Annotated in this window: 19 protein-coding genes; 10 read left to right on the top strand and 9 right to left on the bottom strand. The window is 62.6% G+C overall.

Features of this window, described 5'->3' with window-relative positions; translation table 11 throughout:
• The first annotated feature begins 41 nt into the window (after positions 1-41).
• The 5 genes from IB279_RS23290 to IB279_RS23310 all read left to right on the top strand — a co-directional run bounded on the left by IB279_RS23290 (position 42) and on the right by IB279_RS23310 (position 3,528).
• Positions 42-467: an Lrp/AsnC family transcriptional regulator gene (locus IB279_RS23290; protein ID WP_034799473.1), complete on the top strand. Its 426-nt coding sequence runs from the start codon at positions 42-44 to the stop codon at positions 465-467.
• A 52-nt stretch (positions 468-519) separates the two neighbouring features.
• Positions 520-1,041, top strand: a complete 522-nt coding sequence (locus IB279_RS23295) for a hypothetical protein (protein WP_034799759.1) — start codon at positions 520-522, stop codon at positions 1,039-1,041.
• A 16-nt stretch (positions 1,042-1,057) separates the two neighbouring features.
• Positions 1,058-1,582: a GNAT family N-acetyltransferase gene (locus tag IB279_RS23300; protein ID WP_162741294.1), complete on the top strand. Its 525-nt coding sequence runs from the start codon at positions 1,058-1,060 to the stop codon at positions 1,580-1,582.
• 69 nt (positions 1,583-1,651) lie between these two features.
• Positions 1,652-2,047 carry a MarR family winged helix-turn-helix transcriptional regulator gene (locus IB279_RS23305; protein ID WP_034799468.1) on the top strand — a complete coding sequence of 132 codons (396 nt, stop codon included), beginning with the start codon at positions 1,652-1,654 and terminating at the stop codon, positions 2,045-2,047.
• A 185-nt stretch (positions 2,048-2,232) separates the two neighbouring features.
• Complete coding sequence (locus IB279_RS23310) at positions 2,233-3,528, top strand: MFS transporter (protein WP_034799465.1); 1,296 nt, start codon at positions 2,233-2,235, stop codon at positions 3,526-3,528.
• 81 nt (positions 3,529-3,609) lie between these two features.
• On the opposite strand, the gene IB279_RS23315 is transcribed toward IB279_RS23310, so the two are convergent.
• From IB279_RS23315 to IB279_RS23325, 3 genes are all read right to left on the bottom strand, one after another.
• A complete protein-coding gene (locus IB279_RS23315) occupies positions 3,610-4,038 on the bottom strand; it encodes an OsmC family protein (protein ID WP_034799464.1) in 429 nt (142 codons plus the stop codon).
• Positions 4,039-4,163: 125 nt separating this feature from the next.
• Entirely contained in the window at positions 4,164-5,753 is a 1,590-nt protein-coding gene (locus IB279_RS23320) for an ABC transporter substrate-binding protein (RefSeq protein WP_034799757.1), read from the bottom strand.
• A gap of 10 nt (positions 5,754-5,763) precedes the next feature.
• Positions 5,764-6,447 (bottom strand): helix-turn-helix domain-containing protein, encoded by a 684-nt coding sequence (locus IB279_RS23325; RefSeq protein WP_034799462.1) that lies wholly within the window; start codon positions 6,445-6,447, stop codon positions 5,764-5,766.
• A 129-nt stretch (positions 6,448-6,576) separates the two neighbouring features.
• Here IB279_RS23325 and IB279_RS23330 point away from each other — a divergent pair, with 129 nt between their 5' ends.
• The 5 genes from IB279_RS23330 to IB279_RS23350 all read left to right on the top strand — a co-directional run bounded on the left by IB279_RS23330 (position 6,577) and on the right by IB279_RS23350 (position 10,714).
• Positions 6,577-7,650, top strand: a complete 1,074-nt coding sequence (locus IB279_RS23330) for an ABC transporter permease (protein ID WP_051659494.1) — start codon at positions 6,577-6,579, stop codon at positions 7,648-7,650.
• A gap of 13 nt (positions 7,651-7,663) precedes the next feature.
• The gene (locus IB279_RS23335) at positions 7,664-8,569 is read left to right on the top strand and encodes an ABC transporter permease (RefSeq protein ID WP_034799460.1); all 906 of its coding nucleotides are present in this window, start codon (positions 7,664-7,666) and stop codon (positions 8,567-8,569) included.
• A complete protein-coding gene (locus tag IB279_RS23340; RefSeq protein ID WP_034799458.1) occupies positions 8,569-9,402 on the top strand; it encodes an ABC transporter ATP-binding protein in 834 nt (277 codons plus the stop codon). The genes IB279_RS23335 and IB279_RS23340 overlap by 1 nt, the downstream gene beginning before the upstream one ends.
• Positions 9,399-10,139 carry an ABC transporter ATP-binding protein gene (locus IB279_RS23345; RefSeq protein ID WP_034799753.1) on the top strand — a complete coding sequence of 247 codons (741 nt, stop codon included), beginning with the start codon at positions 9,399-9,401 and terminating at the stop codon, positions 10,137-10,139. Before IB279_RS23340 ends, IB279_RS23345 begins: the two co-directional genes overlap by 4 nt.
• A gap of 68 nt (positions 10,140-10,207) precedes the next feature.
• Entirely contained in the window at positions 10,208-10,714 is a 507-nt protein-coding gene (locus IB279_RS23350; RefSeq protein WP_034799456.1) for a GAF domain-containing protein, read from the top strand.
• Between the two features lie 43 nt (positions 10,715-10,757).
• Here the strand turns inward: IB279_RS23350 and IB279_RS23355 are convergent, their stop codons facing one another.
• The 6 genes from IB279_RS23355 to IB279_RS23380 all read right to left on the bottom strand — a co-directional run bounded on the left by IB279_RS23355 (position 10,758) and on the right by IB279_RS23380 (position 16,815).
• On the bottom strand, positions 10,758-11,849 hold the full coding sequence (locus IB279_RS23355) for an ABC transporter ATP-binding protein (protein WP_034799453.1): 1,092 nt from the start codon (positions 11,847-11,849) through the stop codon (positions 10,758-10,760).
• Positions 11,850-11,934: 85 nt separating this feature from the next.
• Entirely contained in the window at positions 11,935-13,389 is a 1,455-nt protein-coding gene (locus tag IB279_RS23360; protein ID WP_034799450.1) for an extracellular solute-binding protein, read from the bottom strand.
• 40 nt (positions 13,390-13,429) lie between these two features.
• Entirely contained in the window at positions 13,430-14,458 is a 1,029-nt protein-coding gene (locus IB279_RS23365) for a carbohydrate ABC transporter permease (protein WP_113188852.1), read from the bottom strand.
• The gene (locus IB279_RS23370; RefSeq protein WP_034799444.1) at positions 14,455-15,330 is read right to left on the bottom strand and encodes a carbohydrate ABC transporter permease; all 876 of its coding nucleotides are present in this window, start codon (positions 15,328-15,330) and stop codon (positions 14,455-14,457) included. Before IB279_RS23370 ends, IB279_RS23365 begins: the two co-directional genes overlap by 4 nt.
• On the bottom strand, positions 15,327-16,259 hold the full coding sequence (gene rbsK / locus IB279_RS23375; RefSeq protein WP_090295919.1) for a ribokinase: 933 nt from the start codon (positions 16,257-16,259) through the stop codon (positions 15,327-15,329). The genes IB279_RS23370 and rbsK overlap by 4 nt, the downstream gene beginning before the upstream one ends.
• Before the next feature lie 103 nt (positions 16,260-16,362).
• Complete coding sequence (locus tag IB279_RS23380) at positions 16,363-16,815, bottom strand: RbsD/FucU family protein (RefSeq protein ID WP_113188861.1); 453 nt, start codon at positions 16,813-16,815, stop codon at positions 16,363-16,365.
• Positions 16,816-16,881 lie beyond the last annotated feature (66 nt).

Genomic DNA, 16,881 nt, shown 5'->3' on the forward strand with positions numbered 1-16,881 from the left:
GACATATTGAGCAATTTGCGCAATCGTAATATACACCTTTCATGCATATCTTCGATGACCTCGACCACCAGCTCATCTCGCTCCTGCGAGAAGACGGGCGCGCGCCCTACTCCAAGATCGCTGCGGTGCTCGGCATATCGAGGGCGACCGTGCAGACTCGCATCGACCGGCTGCTCGAAAGCGGCGCGGTCCTGGGCTTCACGCTGCGCGTGCGGCAGGATTATGACGATCGCGCCATCCGTGCGATCATGATGATCGAGGTGAGCGGCCGAAACACCACCAAGGTGATCAAATACCTGCGCGGCCTGCCGGAACTTTATGCCCTGCACACCACCAACGGCGGTTGGGACCTGGTCGCCGAAATCCGCGCCAACAGCCTCAGCGATTTCGACCGCATCCTGCGCGAAGTGCGCGACGTCGAGGGCGTGTCGAACAGCGAAACGAGCATTCTGCTCAGCACCGTCTGACGCTCCTACCCATCATCTGCGCAGCTCGCGCACGACCAAGACAGGCATGACCATGAGCCATATCCCCCAGATCGACTACGACACCGCCTCGGATGAAATCCGCGCCGCCCACGACGAGGAGGTGCGCGTGCGTGGCCGCATGACCAACATGAAGCGCACGCTTTTACATTCGCCGGTCGCGCACCGGATCTATGCGGAATGGTTCACGCTCCGCGAGGAACTACGCCCTACCCTCGACGACAGGGCGATCTGGTTCCTCTCCCATTCCATTTCGGAGGCCATGAAATCCCCAATCGCCATGGGCTTCTTTCGTCGCGCCTTCGCCAATGCCGGCATCGATTTTCACACGGACGTGCCGAGCGAAGACGAACAGCGCCTGATCGCGTTCGGCCGCGCCATCGTCGCCGACAGCAATGCCGTTACGGAGGAAATCTGGGTTGGCCTCAAGGCACGCTACGACGCCAAGGCGCTGGTCGACCTCGTCGCTTTCTCCGGTATCATGGTGGCGACGGCGCTTTTCAACAATGTCGTCGAAGTGGAGTTCGACAAGGAACTGGAACCCTTCGTCGATTGAGACAGTGAAGAGCAGCGTGACAAACGATATGACAATCAGGCGCGCGACCGTCGCGGATGCGTCAAGCCTTGCGGCGATCAGCCTGGAAGTCTGGCTGAACACGTATATCAGGGATGGCGTCAACGCATTCTTTGCCGATTATGCGCTGCAGCACTTTACCACCGCGCGCTTCGAAGAAATTCTGGGCGACCGCAACGAGACCGTCTGGGTTTCGCAGAACGTTGTCGGTATCGACGGCTTCTTGCGCATGTCCGCGAATTCGCCGGCACCGGTCGATATCGCCTCCGACCTGGAAATCACGACGCTCTATGTCCAGCCCCGTCACCATGGTCGCGGCCTCGGCAAGGCACTCCTGAAGACCGGCCTGCAATTCTGCCTGGACACGGGCCAGCTAGGCACCTGGCTGGCGGTGAACGCCGAAAACGAAAAAGCCACGACCTTCTACCTCGCGAGTGGCTTTGAGATGGCGGGACAAACCCATTTCACGATCGGCGACAAGGCTTACCCCAACCACGTTCTTCAGTTTCGCTTGGACCGCTGATCGCTTCGAACAGCGCCTTCACACCAAGAAACGGTTGACGTCGATCGCTTGCGTGTATATACACACATTATGTCTCGTTGCTATTGTGCCCTCTTACGCAAAGCCACCCGGCGAGTGACGTCAGTCTATGACGACGCGCTGCAGCCGATTGGTCTTAACCTTGCCCAGTTCAGCCTGCTTCGACACATCGCGCGCGATGAACCGATCTCGATGACCGAGCTTGGCCGCAAGATCGAACTCGAGCGATCGACGGTCAGCCGCAACGTCAAAGTGCTGGAGGGAATGGGATTGACCGCAACTGGAAGCGGAAAGGATCAGCGGGAGGCCATTGTCGAGCTTACGGAGAGCGGCCACCGGATACTGGCTGACGGCGCGCCGCTCTGGCAGGCCGCTCAGGACAAGATCGAGGCGCGGCTGGGAGCCGACGCCGCCGCCCAGCTGGAGGACCTGCTGCTGGCGCTCTAGCGCCTCGTTTCCAGACCAACTTTCTGGTCGCAGTCTGCGACTTGAGGCCAGAAGAATCCGGGCAGCCTAAGCTGCCAGGAACCGGCAGAAAACTGCCAAACAACAGTTCAATCTGCGACCTGCGCTCCGAAAGCCCGCGCAGCGCTGTCGCACGCCCTAAAAACACCGACGAAAGGAAGTCGACGATGCTCGGTCCGGCGCTTGCGCGTTATCTTGCCAGACGCAATATCCACTACGGCTGGGCTGTCGCCGCCGTCACCTTCCTGGTCATGCTTTCGACAGCGGGCGCCATGGGCTCGGCCGGCGTGCTCATCAAACCGCTCGAGACCGAATTCGGCTGGACCAATGCGCAAATCTCGCTGGCGCTCGCCATCCGGCTTTGCCTTTTCGGTCTGCTCGGTCCGTTCGCAGCCTCGTTCATGAACCATTTCGGCGTGCGCCCGGTCGTGTCTACGGCGCTGATCCTGATCATCTCCGGCATCGCCGCCTCGTTCTACATGACGGAACTCTGGCACCTGGTGGCGATCTGGGGCGTCGTGCTCGGCGTGGGTACCGGCATGACGGCGCTGGTGCTCGGCGCGACGGTCGCAACGCGCTGGTTCGACAAACGGCGCGGGCTCGTCGTCGGGCTGATGACCGCCAGCAACGCCACCGGCCAGCTGGTCTTCCTGCCGTTGCTCGCTTCTCTCACCGAAACGATCGGCTGGCGCTCGGCGCTGACGCTGATCATCGTCATCCTGCTTGCGGCCTTCACCCTGGTCCTGCTTCTGATGCAGGATCGCCCTGGGGACCTTGGCCTTGCGCCCTTCGGCGGCAAGCAAATGGTGGCGGCGCCGCCGAAGGCGAAGAGCTTCGGGGAACTGCTGATGGCACCGATCCGGGCGCTTTCCGACGCCGCCAAGACCAACACCTTCTGGGTGCTGTTTGCGACCTTCTTCGTCTGCGGCTTCAGCACCAACGGGCTGATCCAGACCCATTGGGTTTCGATCTGCGGCGATGTTGGTATTGCCCCCGTCGCAGCAGCCAGCCTGCTGGCGCTGATCGGCGTATTCGATCTGATCGGCACCATCGGTTCCGGCTGGCTCTCGGACCGTTATGACAACCGCTGGCTGCTCTTCTGGTTCTACGGCCTTCGCGGCCTGTCGCTGATGTTCCTGCCGTTCAGCGGCTTCAACATCTACACGCTGTCGATCTTTGCGATCTTCTACGGCCTGGATTGGGTCGCGACGGTACCGCCGACGGTGAAACTTTCGGCCGAACGCTTCGGTCCGGAACGCGCCGCCCTCGTCTTCGGCTGGGTCTTCACCGGTCACCAGCTGGGTGCGGCCAGTGCGACCTTCCTCGCAGGCGCCAGCCGGACGTCGCTTGAAACCTATACGCCGGCGCTGATTGCCGCCGGGATGCTCTGCATTGTCGCGGCCCTGCTGGTGCTGACGATCGGTCGGCGTCAACCGGAGGCGCTTACGCCGCAACCGGCCTGAGTCCTTCTGCCAGTTGCATCGAAAAGGGCGGGCTGCCAATGGCAGCCCGCCCTTTTGTTGGACGCTGAGACCCAATGAACGTCAGTGGGCAAACTCGGTCACGAATTCCGGATTGCCGCGGATCGTATTGCTAACGGTGCAGATCTCGTTTTCGGCGGCTTCCGCGATCGCATGGCGGACCGTGTCGTCAAAATCACCCTTGATGTCGAAGACGATGTTGAATTTTGCGACGCGGGACGGCTCGTCATGGGCTTTCTCGCCCGTCACCTTGGCACTCACTTGCGTCAGCCGGTCGAGCACGCCAAAACGGCTGGCGGCGATGCGGGCGCTCAGCACCAGGCAGCTTGCGAGCGACGCATAGAGCAGATCGAGCGGGCCGTAGCCCGCCTGCGACGGGCCGGTGACGATATCGAGTTCACCACCGGTGACCGAGGTCACATGCGGAAAGCCGGTCTTGCCGACCACAGCCGTCGCACCGGTTTCCCGCGTTCTCACCTTCACATCCGCCATGTCGTAAAACCTTCCCAGAACTTATCAAACCGATCGGTAGAAACACGTCGCCCCGGGCCGGAAGGCCCAGGGCGTTTTGATATGTGCGCCTTTTTCTCATCGGCGCAAGGGCGATCGCTGGCGGATCAGTTCTTCTTCACCAGGCGGTAGAAGACATAGTCCGAGATGGCGCCATTGACGTAGCCTTCGACCTTGTCCTTCATCGCGACCTGGGTCGCGGCCTGGAACATGATCACGATCGGCGACTTTTCCTGCACCTTGCGCTGCAGGTCGACATAAAGCGCGTCGCGCTTGGCCGGATCGGCTTCCTTGAGGGCTGCCTTGGTCGCTTCGTTGAGTTCCGCCGGAACCGCCCAGCCGTTACGCCAGGTGGTCGTCGACTGATACTTGTCGTCGGCGTTGTCTTCGTTATAGGCGAAGGCCTTGGCGTTCGAATGCGGGTCCATGAAGTCCGGGCCCCAATAGAGCAGCATCGCTTCGTGGGTGCGCGCGCGGTACTTGGTGATGACCTGGCTACCGGTGCCCGGGATGATCTCGAAGTTGATCCCGGCTTCGGCGAAGGACGCCTGCAGTGACTGCGCCATGTCGGTGAACGGCGTCGAGTTGATGACGTCGAGGGTCACCTTGATCGGCGTCTTGATGCCGGCATCGGCCAGGATCTTCTTCGCCTTCTCGACGTCGTAGCTGTAGGGGGTCTCGTCGAGCGAGCCCGGGAAGCCCTTCGGCCAGAAGGCCTGGTGAACTTCCATCTGGCCCTTGAGGAAGCTGTCGGTCATGCCCTTGTAGTCGACCAGGTAGCGGGCGGCTTCCCAGACGGCTTCCGGCTGCAGTGCTTCGTCCTTCTGGTTGAACGACAGGAAGTGTACGGCGGCCTGCGGATAGGATTCGACCTTCACGCCGTCCTTGCCTTCAAGACCCGAAACCTGGTCCGGGGTCAGGTTCTTCGCCATGTCGACGTCGCCGGTCTGCAGCATCAGCTGCTGGGTTGCGGCTTCGGCCACGTGACGGATGATGACGCCCTTGATAACAGGAGCGCCGCCGAAGTAGTTCGGGTTGCTCGCAAGGTTGAGCAGCTCGCCGGCGCGGAAGGCCTTGAGCACGAACGGGCCGGTGCCGGCCGAATTGGCCTTGAGCCACGCATTGCCGAAGTCGCCATCGGCCTCGTTGGCCTTGACGGTTTCCGCGTCGATCACCGAAGCCGGGCGAGCGGCGAGAACGTTGAGAACGAAGGCCGACGAGAAGTCGCCGTCATACTTGACCGTGACCTTGTTACCTTCGGCGGTCACCATCTTGTCGATGTTTTCGGGCGTCCAGCCGAGCTGCGTCAGGATGAAGGCCGGCGCCTTGTTGAGAACGACGACGCGCTTGAAGGAGTAGACGACGTCTTCGCCACGCAGCGGATTGCCGGAGGAAAAGGTAACGCCATCACGCAGCGTGAAGGTGATCGTCTTTGCCGCATCGTCGACCGTCCATTCGGAGGCAAGACCCGGCGCCAGCTTCTTCACGTCGGGCGCATCGTACTGCACCAGGCGGTCATAGGTCTGGGTGACGTATTCGCCCGAGGAGAACTCGTAGGCCTCGGCCGGGTCGATGCTGACGATGTCGTCGATATTCTGGGCAACGACCAACACATCGGCTGGCGTTTCGGCGAGTGCGGCCGGCGCCACGCTCATCATCAGGGACGCCGCGAAGACCGCGGCCTTGAACATTCTCATCATCATTCTCCTATTTTCGATGAGGCTTGGTTTTTGTCGGTGCCGGCTTCAGCGCCGATTGCGGCTGACCGGTCTCGTTGGATTGGGAAGCGCGGGGCCGGAAGAGCGGCAGGGTGCCGGTCCAGATCAACCGCACGGGTGCGTCTGTCTTGTTCCACCAGTAGTGGGGCTGGATGCCGCGGAAGTGCAGGCCGTCGCCAGGCGAAAGCATGGTGTCGTCGCCATCGAGCCCGAAGAGGATCTCGCCTTCGAGCATGTAGACGAGCTCTTCGCCCTCATGGCTGAAGACCTCGGAGCGATGCCCCGGCGGAATGGTGATGACGAAACTCGAAAGCTGGTTGCCGGCGAAATCCGCGCCAATGCGCTCATAGGAAACAGGCGAGCCGCCGACCGAAAACACCATGCGCCCCTCGGCGCGCGAAAGCCCGGTGTCGATCGCCGGTGCCAGGATGAAATGGTTGAGTTCGGCGCCCAGGCCTTGCGCAATCTGGGCCAGTGTGCCGAGCGAGGGCATGGCAAGATCGCGCTCGATCTGGCTCAAATAGCCGACCGAAACGCCCGCTGCGTCGCTGAGCGTCTGCAGGGTCATATGCATCTGCCGGCGGCGCGCACGCACCAGCGCGCCCACCTTCGGCTGCCCTGCCCCGGCCGATTTGCCCGAAGCGGCCTGCGTATCCTCTGACGGATCGCTCACAGCGGTTATTCCTCCCGTTTCCGCCCCAGTAAAATTTTTTTGATTTAAGCAAACTTATTTATATACTCCAAGCAAATTTTTGCGGTATCGACAAGTGAGACCGCAAGCGAAGAGGGATGGTGACGCCACGTGGCAAACGACAGCACGACAGCAGCAGCGCCGGCGCGCCGCGCCGCCAGACCCAGTCGGGGACGGCAGCGCCTTCTTTCACTGGCAGGCTTCCTGGTAACGCTTGCGATAACCTTCCTCGGCCTGCTCGCAATCACCTTCTTCATCGGCCGCATCGTGCCGATCGACCCGGTTCTGGCTGTCGTCGGCGACCGCGCACCCGTCGCCGTCTATGAGCGCGTGCGCCAGGAAATGGGGCTCGACCAGCCGCTGATCACCCAGTTCGTCAGCTACGTACGTGACGTCGCCACCTTCAATTTCGGAACATCGGTTTCGACGGGCAAGCCGGTTATCGAGGACCTCGCTCGCGTCTTCCCGGCAACACTCGAAATGGCGACGCTCGGCATCATGCTCGGCGTGCTGATCGGCGTGCCGCTCGGTGTTTTTGCCGCCGCCCGCCGTGGCTCCTGGCTCGATCAGGGCATCCGCGTCATCGGTCTGCTCGGTTATTCGGTGCCTGCCTTCTGGCTCGGTCTCGTCGGCCTGGCGATTTTCTACGCGAAGCTGAAATGGGTCGGCGGCCCCGGCCGTGTCGACATCTTTTACGACGGCATGGTGTCGCCGGTCACGGGCCTGATCCTTGTCGACAGCATCATTGCTGGCGAATGGGAGATCTTCCGCAACGCCGTCTGGCACCTGATCCTGCCGGCGTCCTGCCTCGGCTTCTTCTCGCTCGCCTATATCGCCCGCATGACGCGCTCCTTCATGCTCGACCAGCTGAGCCAGGAATATGTGACGACCGCCCGGGTCAAAGGCGTGCCGGAGCGCCTGGTCATCTGGCGCCATGCCTTCCGGCCGATCCGCGTGCCGCTGATCACCGTTATCGGCCTGTCCTATGCCGGCCTGCTCGAAGGCTCCGTGATGATCGAGACGATCTTCTCCTGGCCCGGCATCGGCAACTACCTGACCGTCGCTCTGCTCAATGCCGACATGTCGGCCGTGCTCGGCTCGACCCTCGTCATCGGCGCGGTCTTTATCGGCATCAACAAGATTTCGGACGTGCTCTATCGCGTGCTCGATCCGCGTGCACGCTAAGGGAGGAGCGACCATGACCACACTTCGCGACTGGCTGATCGACGACAGCCCCGCCTCGCCGATGCAGGCGCGCCTCGGGCGCTTCTATCGCATCTTCGGCGCGCTGATGCGCAATCCGCTCGCCGTTGTCGGCGCCGTCATCATCCTCGTTCTGGTGCTGACCGCACTCTTTGCGCCGTGGCTCGCCACCCATGATCCGCTGCGCCAGTCGCTGAGCGAACGCCTGCTGCCGCCGAGTGCCGCCCACTGGATGGGAACCGACGAACTCGGCCGCGACATCTGGTCCCGCGTTGTCTACGGTTCACGCATCACGCTGGCCATCGTCACGCTGGTTGCAGTGCTCGCAGCCCCTGCCGGCCTGGTGATCGGCGTGGCTGCCGGTTATTTCGGTGGCTGGGTCGACCGTATCCTGATGGGCATTACCGATATCTTCCTGTCGCTGCCGAAGCTCATCCTGGCGCTTGCCTTCGTTGCAGCCCTTGGTCCCGGCATCGAGAACGCGATCATCGCCATCGCGATCACCTCCTGGCCCGGCTATGCCCGTGTCGCTCGTGCGGAGACGCTGACCTTCAAGAACTCCGAATTCATTTCGGCGGTGCGTCTGCTCGGCGCGTCGAGCCTCCGGGTCAATCTCGGCCACGTGCTCCCGCTCTGCACCTCATCGATGATCGTCCGCGTCACGCTCGACATGGCCGGCATCATCCTGACGGCCGCCGGTCTCGGCTTCATCGGACTTGGCGCTCAGCCGCCACTTCCCGAATGGGGCGCGATGATCTCGCGCGGTCGCTCCTTCATTCTCGATCAGTGGTGGGTCGCGACCATGCCCGGCTTTGCCATCATTCTCGTTAGCCTCGGCTTCTGCTTCCTCGGTGATGGCCTGCGCGACGTGCTCGATCCGAAGAGCGGGGAGCAGCGCTGATGAGCAATCTTCTCGAAGTCGAAAACCTGCGCGTCACCTTCCCGACGCCCCGCGGTGATCTCGAAGTCGTGCGCGGCATCTCCTTCACCCTCGGCCGCGAACGCCTCGGCATCGTCGGCGAGAGCGGCTCGGGCAAGTCGATGACCGGTCGCTCGATCCTGCAGCTGATCCGGGCACCGGGTCGGGTCACCGCCGACAAGCTCGTCTTCGACGGCGTCGACCTCCTGAAGCAGTCCGAGCGGCAGATGCGCGCCATCCGCGGCGCCCGCATTTCCATGGTGATGCAAGACCCGAAGTTCTCGCTGAACCCGGTCATGACCATCGGCGAGCAGATCGCCGAAGCGTTGCTGACGCACCAGAAGCTGCCGCGCCGCGAGGTCAACGCGCGCGTGCTTACGATGCTGGAATCGGTGCGCATTGCAGATCCGGAACGCGTCGCCAAGCTCTACCCGCACGAAGTCTCCGGTGGCATGGGCCAGCGCGTGATGATCGCGATGATGCTGATCCCCGAGCCGGACCTTCTGATCGCCGACGAGCCGACCTCGGCGCTCGACGTTTCCGTCCAGGCCCAGGTGCTCGACATCATCGACGAACTGGTGAAACGCAAGGGCATGGGCCTGATCTTCATCAGCCATGACCTCAATCTCGTCTCCAGCTATTGCGACCGCATCCTCGTGATGAACACCGGCGAGGTGGTCGAGGAATGCAAGGCCGGCGAACTGATGGCGGCCAAGCACCCCTATACGCGCGGGCTGATCGCCTCCATTCCGCGCCTCGATGAAACACGGGACGAGCTGCCGGTGCTCGACCGCAGCGCATGGGCCAAGGCATGACCGCGCTCTCTCTGAAGAACCTCGACATCTCGTACGGCGACGTGCAGATCACCCACGACGTCAATCTCGATATCGCCGACGGCGAGAGCTTTGCCCTTGTCGGCGAAAGCGGCTCGGGAAAATCGACGGTGCTGAAGGCAATCGCAGGTCTCGCGCCGGAATGGACCGGCGAGATCACCGTGCTCGGCTCGCCCCGCGGCCACGGCATCGACCGCGCCTTTTCGCGTCAGTGCCAAATGGTGTTCCAGGATCCCTACGGCTCGCTGCACCCGCGAAAGACGGTCGACGCCACGCTCGGCGAAGCGCTGACGATCCACGGCATCGGCGACCGCAACGCCCGCATCGAAGAGGTCATGACCTCGGTCGGCCTCGATCGCAAGTTCCGCTTCCGTTTTCCGCACCAGCTCTCGGGCGGCCAGCGCCAGCGCGTGGCGATTGCCCGTGCACTGATGCTGAAGCCGAAGGTGCTCTTACTCGACGAGCCGACATCCGCGCTCGACGTTTCGGTCCAGGCCGAAATCCTCAACCTGTTGAAGCGCCTCCGGCGCGAGCAGAACCTCACCTTCCTGATGGTCACCCACAACCTGGCGGTCGTCTCCTTCCTCTGCGATCGCCTCGCTGTCATGCGCCAGGGCCGGATCGTCGAGATTGCCGATGTCGCCGACCTCAAGCGCGGTGACCTCAAGGATCCCTATTCGCGCGAGCTGATGCAGATCAGCGCCGCGCATGCCAACTAGGATGGGACAACACCGACGATTTCTCGTCTGTCCCCTTCTAAGATATCGAGTAACCCCAAGGACATAGCATGAACAGTGAACAGATCGCTGCCGCGCTGGCGGAATTCGACGCGGCCATTGCCAAGACCACCGATGCCGATGCGGTATGGACCGCATTGCAGACGCTTAGCCGCCAGGTGATCGGCGCCAAGCTCTTCACCATCATGACCGTAGACATGGTCAACGAAGTCGCGCGCCGCGCCTACACCTCGCACCCCGCGGAGTACCCGACCTCGGGCACCAAGCCGATCCGCTACGACAGCTGGTTCGACATCGTGCACAAGGCGCACCAGACCTTCGTCGCCAACACCATCGCCGATATCGCCAAGGTTTTCCCGGACCACGAGACGATCTGGTCGCTCGGCTGCGGCTCGGTTGCCAACATCCCGGTCGTTGTCGGCGGCGAGCTGCTCGGCACCGTCAACTGCCTCGACGTCGAGCATCACTACACGCCGGAGCGCGTGGCACTCTCCAAGCACCTGGAGCTGCCGGCGAAGCTCGCCTTCCTCGCCGCAGCACGCGCCGAGAAGAAGTAAGACAGCAGGCCGGAGGCGTCATCGCCTTCGGCCATCCATCCGCTCAGCGGCCGATCGCCCCACCGGTTTCCTTCAGGAAGAAATGCATTTTCTCCGTCTCGATCGGCACCGCGATCTGGTCATCGGGGCCGATGCGTGACGCAGCGTGAACCTGCGCCGTGAAAGCGGCGGGCCCGACCCGGCCAAGAGCCAGCGTATGCGGGCCGAGCGGTTCGATATCGCGCACGATCAGCCTGACTGTTGGCGCATTGGCGTCCGTCGCCATCGTATGTTCCGGCCGGATGCCGAGCACGACCGCTTTTCCGACGTAGGCGCCGAGTTTTTCGGCGCGGTTTTCCGGGATAGCCACGGCCACGTCCCCATCCGCTATGAACTGCATCCCTCCATCGCCGCGCTCCAGCCGGCCCTCGAGGAAATTCATGCTCGGCGCACCGATGAAGGCGGCGACGAAAAGATTGGCGGGGGCCTCATAGAGCGTGATCGGATCGGCCGCCTGCTCGATGCGGCCCTGGTTCATGACGACGACGCGGTCGGCCATGGTCATGGCTTCCACCTGATCGTGGGTCACGTAAACGGCAGTCGTCTGAAGACGCCGGTGCAAGAGCTTGATTTCGGTGCGCATTTCGATGCGAAGTTTGGCATCTAGGTTCGACAGCGGCTCGTCGAAGAGGAAGACATCCGGCTGGCGTACGATCGCCCGGCCGATCGCCACGCGCTGGCGCTGGCCGCCCGATAGTGCGCTCGGCTTGCGATTGAGATAGGCGCCGAGGTTGAGGATGCGAGCGGCATCCGTTACCGCCTTTTCGATCTCCGCCTTCGGCGTGCCGCGCACCTTCATGCCGTAGCCGATGTTCTCGGCGACCGTCATGTGCGGATAGAGCGCGTAATTCTGAAACACCATGGAGCAATTGCGCAGGCCCGGTCTGAGATCGGTCACGTCGCGATCGCCAATCCGGATCGAACCCGAAGTCGCAGTTTCGAGGCCGGCAATCATCCTGAGCGTCGTCGTCTTGCCGCAGCCGGAGGGACCGACGAGCACGACGAACTCACGATCGGCAATGTCGAGATCGAGCGGCGGAATGACGGTGACGCTCCCGAAGGACTTGGTGATCTGCTGCAATCGGACCTGTGACATGCTGTAGCCTCTGATGCTGTCTGTGCCCGGTCTCGCCGGGGACGGTGGCGCCCGCCCCGATCGTTTCGGGGCGGGCGTGGGTTCGTTACTGCTGCGGCAAGCCCATCGAGGCGCGATAGGCGGCAAGCTGCTTGTCGCGGCCGAACTCGTCGGTCAGCTTGTTCCACTGTTCCGCGACGCTATCGAGCGCCTGTTGCGGCGTCACTTCGCCGGCAAGCGCCTTGGAAAGCTCGATCTCCAGCACTTCGGTATAGGAGAAGTAGCCGGGAAGGCGCATGTCGAGCGCGATGTTCTTGGCGGTCACCGCCTCCTTCTGCGCACCAAGATATTCCTTCGCCTCACGCTCGGAGAAGATCTTCGACCAGAGATCGAGATTGGTCGTGTGCGAGATGCGGTAAGGGTTCACACCGGTGCCGCCGGTAATCGCCGCCTGGCCCGAGACGGCCGGGCTCGTCAGGTACTGGATGTAGTTCCAGGCTGCTTCCTGCTTGGTCGAGGTCGCGGGAACTGCCGCCTGCCAACCGCCGAAGGCCATGAAGGAGGTCTGGACGACGTGGTCGAACTTGTCCCACTTCTTGGTCTTGTAGTTCCAGATCTCGTCCGATCCCGGCAGCGATGCCGAGCCGACATTGCCGGCCACCTTCGACTGCTTCGGGTCGGCACCGATGACGCCGGTATCACCCCAGCCGATCGATTCCGCCACCTGGCCGCCGGCAAAAGCGGCGTTCACTTCGCCGAAGGAGAAGTTCAGCGCGTTCGGCGGCGCGAGCTTTGAGGCCCGGATGTATTCCTCGAGGCCACGAACCCAGCCGGGATTGTTGACCTGCGCATCCATCGTTTCCGGATTGAAGAACATGGCGCCCGGATTGTCCGGATGGCTGGTATAACCGGCCACGTGGCTGAACAGGAACCAGAATTGCTGGCCGCCGCGGCGGAAGGCTTCCGCCGTGCCCCAGAGGTTGTTGGCCGGCTGGTTGAAGTATTCGGCGATGTCCAGGTACTGCTTCCAGGTCTTGGGCGGCGCCAGATCGTAGCCGTACTTTTCCTTGAAGGCCTTCTGGTTGTCGGCGTTCTCGAAGAGGTCGATGCGGTAGCTGTAGGTATGGGCGTCGCCGTCCATCGTCTGCGACAGCACCTTGCCGTTCCAGACCATCAGCTGTTCGCGGTAGACGGGCGCGATATCGTCCCAGTCGGCGCCCTTCTGCATGTCGGCCGGCATTTCCGACAGGAAGTCGGTGAAATCAGGGGCCCAGGCCGGTGCAAAGGCGATCACGTCGAAAGCGTCTTCGCCAGAGGTCAGCGAGGTCACGATCTTCGGATAGAGCTCCGACCACGGGAACTCGACGACCTTGACCTTGCCGCAGGTCTTTTCCTCCCAGCCCTTGGCCGCAAGCTGCAGCGCCGAGGCAATGTAAGGACCGGTCTGTGTGGTCGCCGTCAGCTCGACGCCGGTGTAATCCGGGTCGCAGGCGAGCGCCGTTCCCGCGCTCCCCGATGCGAGTGCGGCGAGAGATGCAGATGCCAGTAGCAATTTCCTCATTCTATCCTCCCTGTGAATGAATGCATGCCAAAGCGGTTGGCTACTTGATCGCTCCAAGAAGCAGGCCGGAGCGCATGAGCCGGCTCAAAAGCCCGGCCATGACCATCATCGGAATGATGGCAACGAGGGCGGCAGCGGAAATCGCCCACCATTCGTCGCCGCGCTGGCTGTTCTGGCCGGCAACGAGAATGGGCAGCGTCTGCCATTTGGAGTTGGTCAGGAACAGCGCGAACAGGAACTCGTTCCAGACGAAGGCGAGCGTGATCATTAAGGTGGCGATCAGACCCGGCTTCGACATCGGCAGCACAATGCCGAAGAAGATCCGCCACGACGGCACGTTGTCGACCATCGCCGCCTCCTCGACCTCCACCGGCAGCGCCTCGAAGAAGTCGCGCATCAGCCAGATGACGATCGGCAGCGAGAAAGCGATATAGGCGAAAGTGAGGCCGATATAGCTGTCGACCAGCTTGAAGCCGAGTTTGCCCATCTCGGTGTACATCAGGTAGAGCGCAAAGGCAGCGACGATCGGCGGGAACATGCGCTGGCTGACGAACCAGAAGACGATGTCGTTGTTGCCAAGTTCCGGCCCCGGAAGGCGAAAGCGGCTCGAGATCACCGCAAGCGCGAGCGCTGCGACAAAGGCATAGACCAGCGAGATGCCCTGGCCGTAGCCAAGCACATGGCGGCCGAGCAGGAAGCCGCCGAAGGCGATCACCACGAAGATCAGTGCCGAGAGCAGGCGAAAGCGGAAGGTGAAGCGCACCAGCGCATAGGCTGCCATGGCGCCGATGAAGGTCGCGGCGATCGACGCCGAAAGGCCGATGATTGTCGAGGCCAGGAAGGTGTTGAAGAACTGGCCACGCTGGCCCGACAACAGCTCGCTCCAGGCCGTCAAGCTCGGTTCGAAATCAACGAAGGGCAGATAGGTCGGCCCGCCGACGACGGCGATCGGCGTCTTGAACGAGGTGATCAGCACCCAATAGAGCGGAAAGAAGGTGATGGCGAGCCAGACGAGGCAGCCGCCGAGCGCCAGCCAGCGCCGTTTCCCTTTGAGAGTGCGCACGCTCATTTGTGCTTCTCCAGATAGGGCTTGAGGATGGCGAGATAGACGAGACCGATGACTGTGATGACAATCAGGAACAGGAACGAAAGCGCCGAGGTGTAGCCGAGGTTGAACTTCTTGAAGCCTTCCTGATAGGCAAACAGCGTCAGCGTCTCGGTCGATATCCCCGGCCCGCCGCCGGTCATGACGAAGACCGTGTCGATGATCTTGTAGCTCTCGATCAGCCGGATGAAGACGACGGCAACCGAGATCGGCAGGAGCATAGGAAAGGTGATGTCGCGGAACTGCTGCCAGGGCGTGGCATTTTCGAGCGCGGCCGCCTCGTAGACGTCGTCGGGCAAGGTCTGTAGCCCGGCAAGTAGCATGAGGATGACGAAAGGCGTCCATTGCCAGACCTCGACGGCAATGATCGAGCCGAGCGCCCAGCTGGTCTGGGTGAGGAACGGCAGGTTGGGGAACCCGATTGCCGTCATCAGCTCGTTGAGCGGGCCCATCGTCGGGTTCAGCACCTGGCGGGCGATCAGCGCGACGGCGACCGGCGCCACCAGCATCGGCAGCAGGAAGCTGACGCGGAAGATGCCCTCTCCCGGCACTCTTGAATTCAACGCCAACGCCACCGAAAGGCCGATCACATATTGCAGCCCGACGGAGATGAAGGCGATCAGCGTCGTCGTTCCCGCCACATGCCAGAACCGCGGGTTCTGCAGGAGATCGAGATAGTTGCCGAAGCCGACGAAGCGGGCCGGCGTCGGCGGCACCAGCCGCATGCTCATGAAGCTGGTCGTCAGCGAATAGACGAGCGGGAAGATCGAGATCATCAGCACGATGATCAGCGCCGGCCAGATGAAGAAGTGCTTGATCGGGTCGTTGCGCGTCATGCGGACGCCCCGCGCGCAAGCAGCGCCTCGATCTCGGCAAGCGTCGGCATGGCGGGCGCGGTGCCGCGGCGGGTGACCGCGATGCCGGCGGTGGCGCAGCCGAAGCGTACAGCGTCAACCGGTGAAAGGTCGCGGGCGAGCGCTGCGGAGAAGCCTCCGACAAAAGCGTCCCCCGCCCCGGTCGTGTCGATTACCGGCCCGCTGGCGATCGCCGGCACCAGCACCGACTGCTCGTGGTTGTGATAGAGCACGCCGCGTTCACCGAGCGTGATCAGCGCCGTTTTCGCACCCTTCTTCAGGATCGCGTCACCGGCACGACGAACGTCGTCTTCCGTGGCGAGCGCAAAACCGACGATGGCTGCGGCTTCCGTCTCGTTCGGCACAAGATAATCGCAGAGCGGATAGATCGCATCCGGGAAGGCTTCGGCCGGTGCCGGGTTGAAGACGGTGATGACGCCGGCCGCATGGGCAATTTCGAGCGCCCGCCGAGCGGCGGCCACCGGCTGCTCCAATTGGGTGACGAAGATGCGCGAACCTTCGATCGTCTCGCGCGCGGCCTCGACATCGTCGATCCCGATCGAGCCGGCGGCTCCCGGATAGACGATGATAGCGTTTTCGCCGTTCTGGTCGTTGACATAGATGAAGGCAGCCCCCGTAGGCAGATCGTCCATCTCAACGATCTTCGGCGTCACGCCGGCCTCGGCATAGGTGCGCAGCGCCATCTCGCCAAAGGTGTCGCAGCCGAGCTTGGAGATGAAGGAAACGGGACTTCCCGCCCGAGCACAGGCGACCGCCTGGTTCGAGCCCTTGCCTCCCGGCCCGACGGAAAAGCCGCTGCCGGTAATCGTTTCACCGACAACCGGCATGCGCCGCGCCAGATAGGCCGTGTCGGCCACGAAGATGCCAAGGATCGAAACACCAGTCTTCATTCAAGCCTCCCCCTGCGACCGCACCGCAAGCAAAGCGGCGTGCCCAGGCAATCTCTCGCGATTTCATCTGTCGTCTCGTGCCGCGCGGCGACCGCGCGGTCCGTCAGGTCTTGGGCGGAATGACGCCCTTGGTGAAGAGGAAGCAGCCATAGAAGCGCGTCTCGCCCGTGGTGATGACGCAATAGGCCTTCTTGGCTTCCTCGTAGAACTTGAAGCGCTCGATGCCGTACATCGGCGCCAATTTACCCTCAGCGCGATCGATTACCGCCTGCACTTCCTGCTGCACGGGCAGCACTTCGTCGGGCGCACCCATCACCTCCATGCGCCCGGCCGAAGGCTGCAGCGGCGTATCGAGCGGCAGCACGGAAAGCACCGCTTCGACGGCACGCGCGGCCGAGACGTTGTCGATGCGCAACAGCGTGCCCAGCGTGGTCTTGCGGGCAATGGCGTCGGACGGGAAGTTGGTGTCGGAAATGACCAGCGTGTCGCCGTGTCCCATGGACCTGAGCGCGTGCAGCACATCGGCGTTCAGCGCCGGATCGATATTCTTCAGCATACAGTCCTCCTCCTGGCGCGCTCCGGTTTCCGTGGCGCGCAATGCATTCCCCCTTGCAGGCGAACG

It is taken from the genome of Ensifer sp. ENS06, assembly GCF_014852205.1.
In the GTDB taxonomy this organism is placed as follows: domain Bacteria; phylum Pseudomonadota; class Alphaproteobacteria; order Rhizobiales; family Rhizobiaceae; genus Ensifer; species Ensifer adhaerens.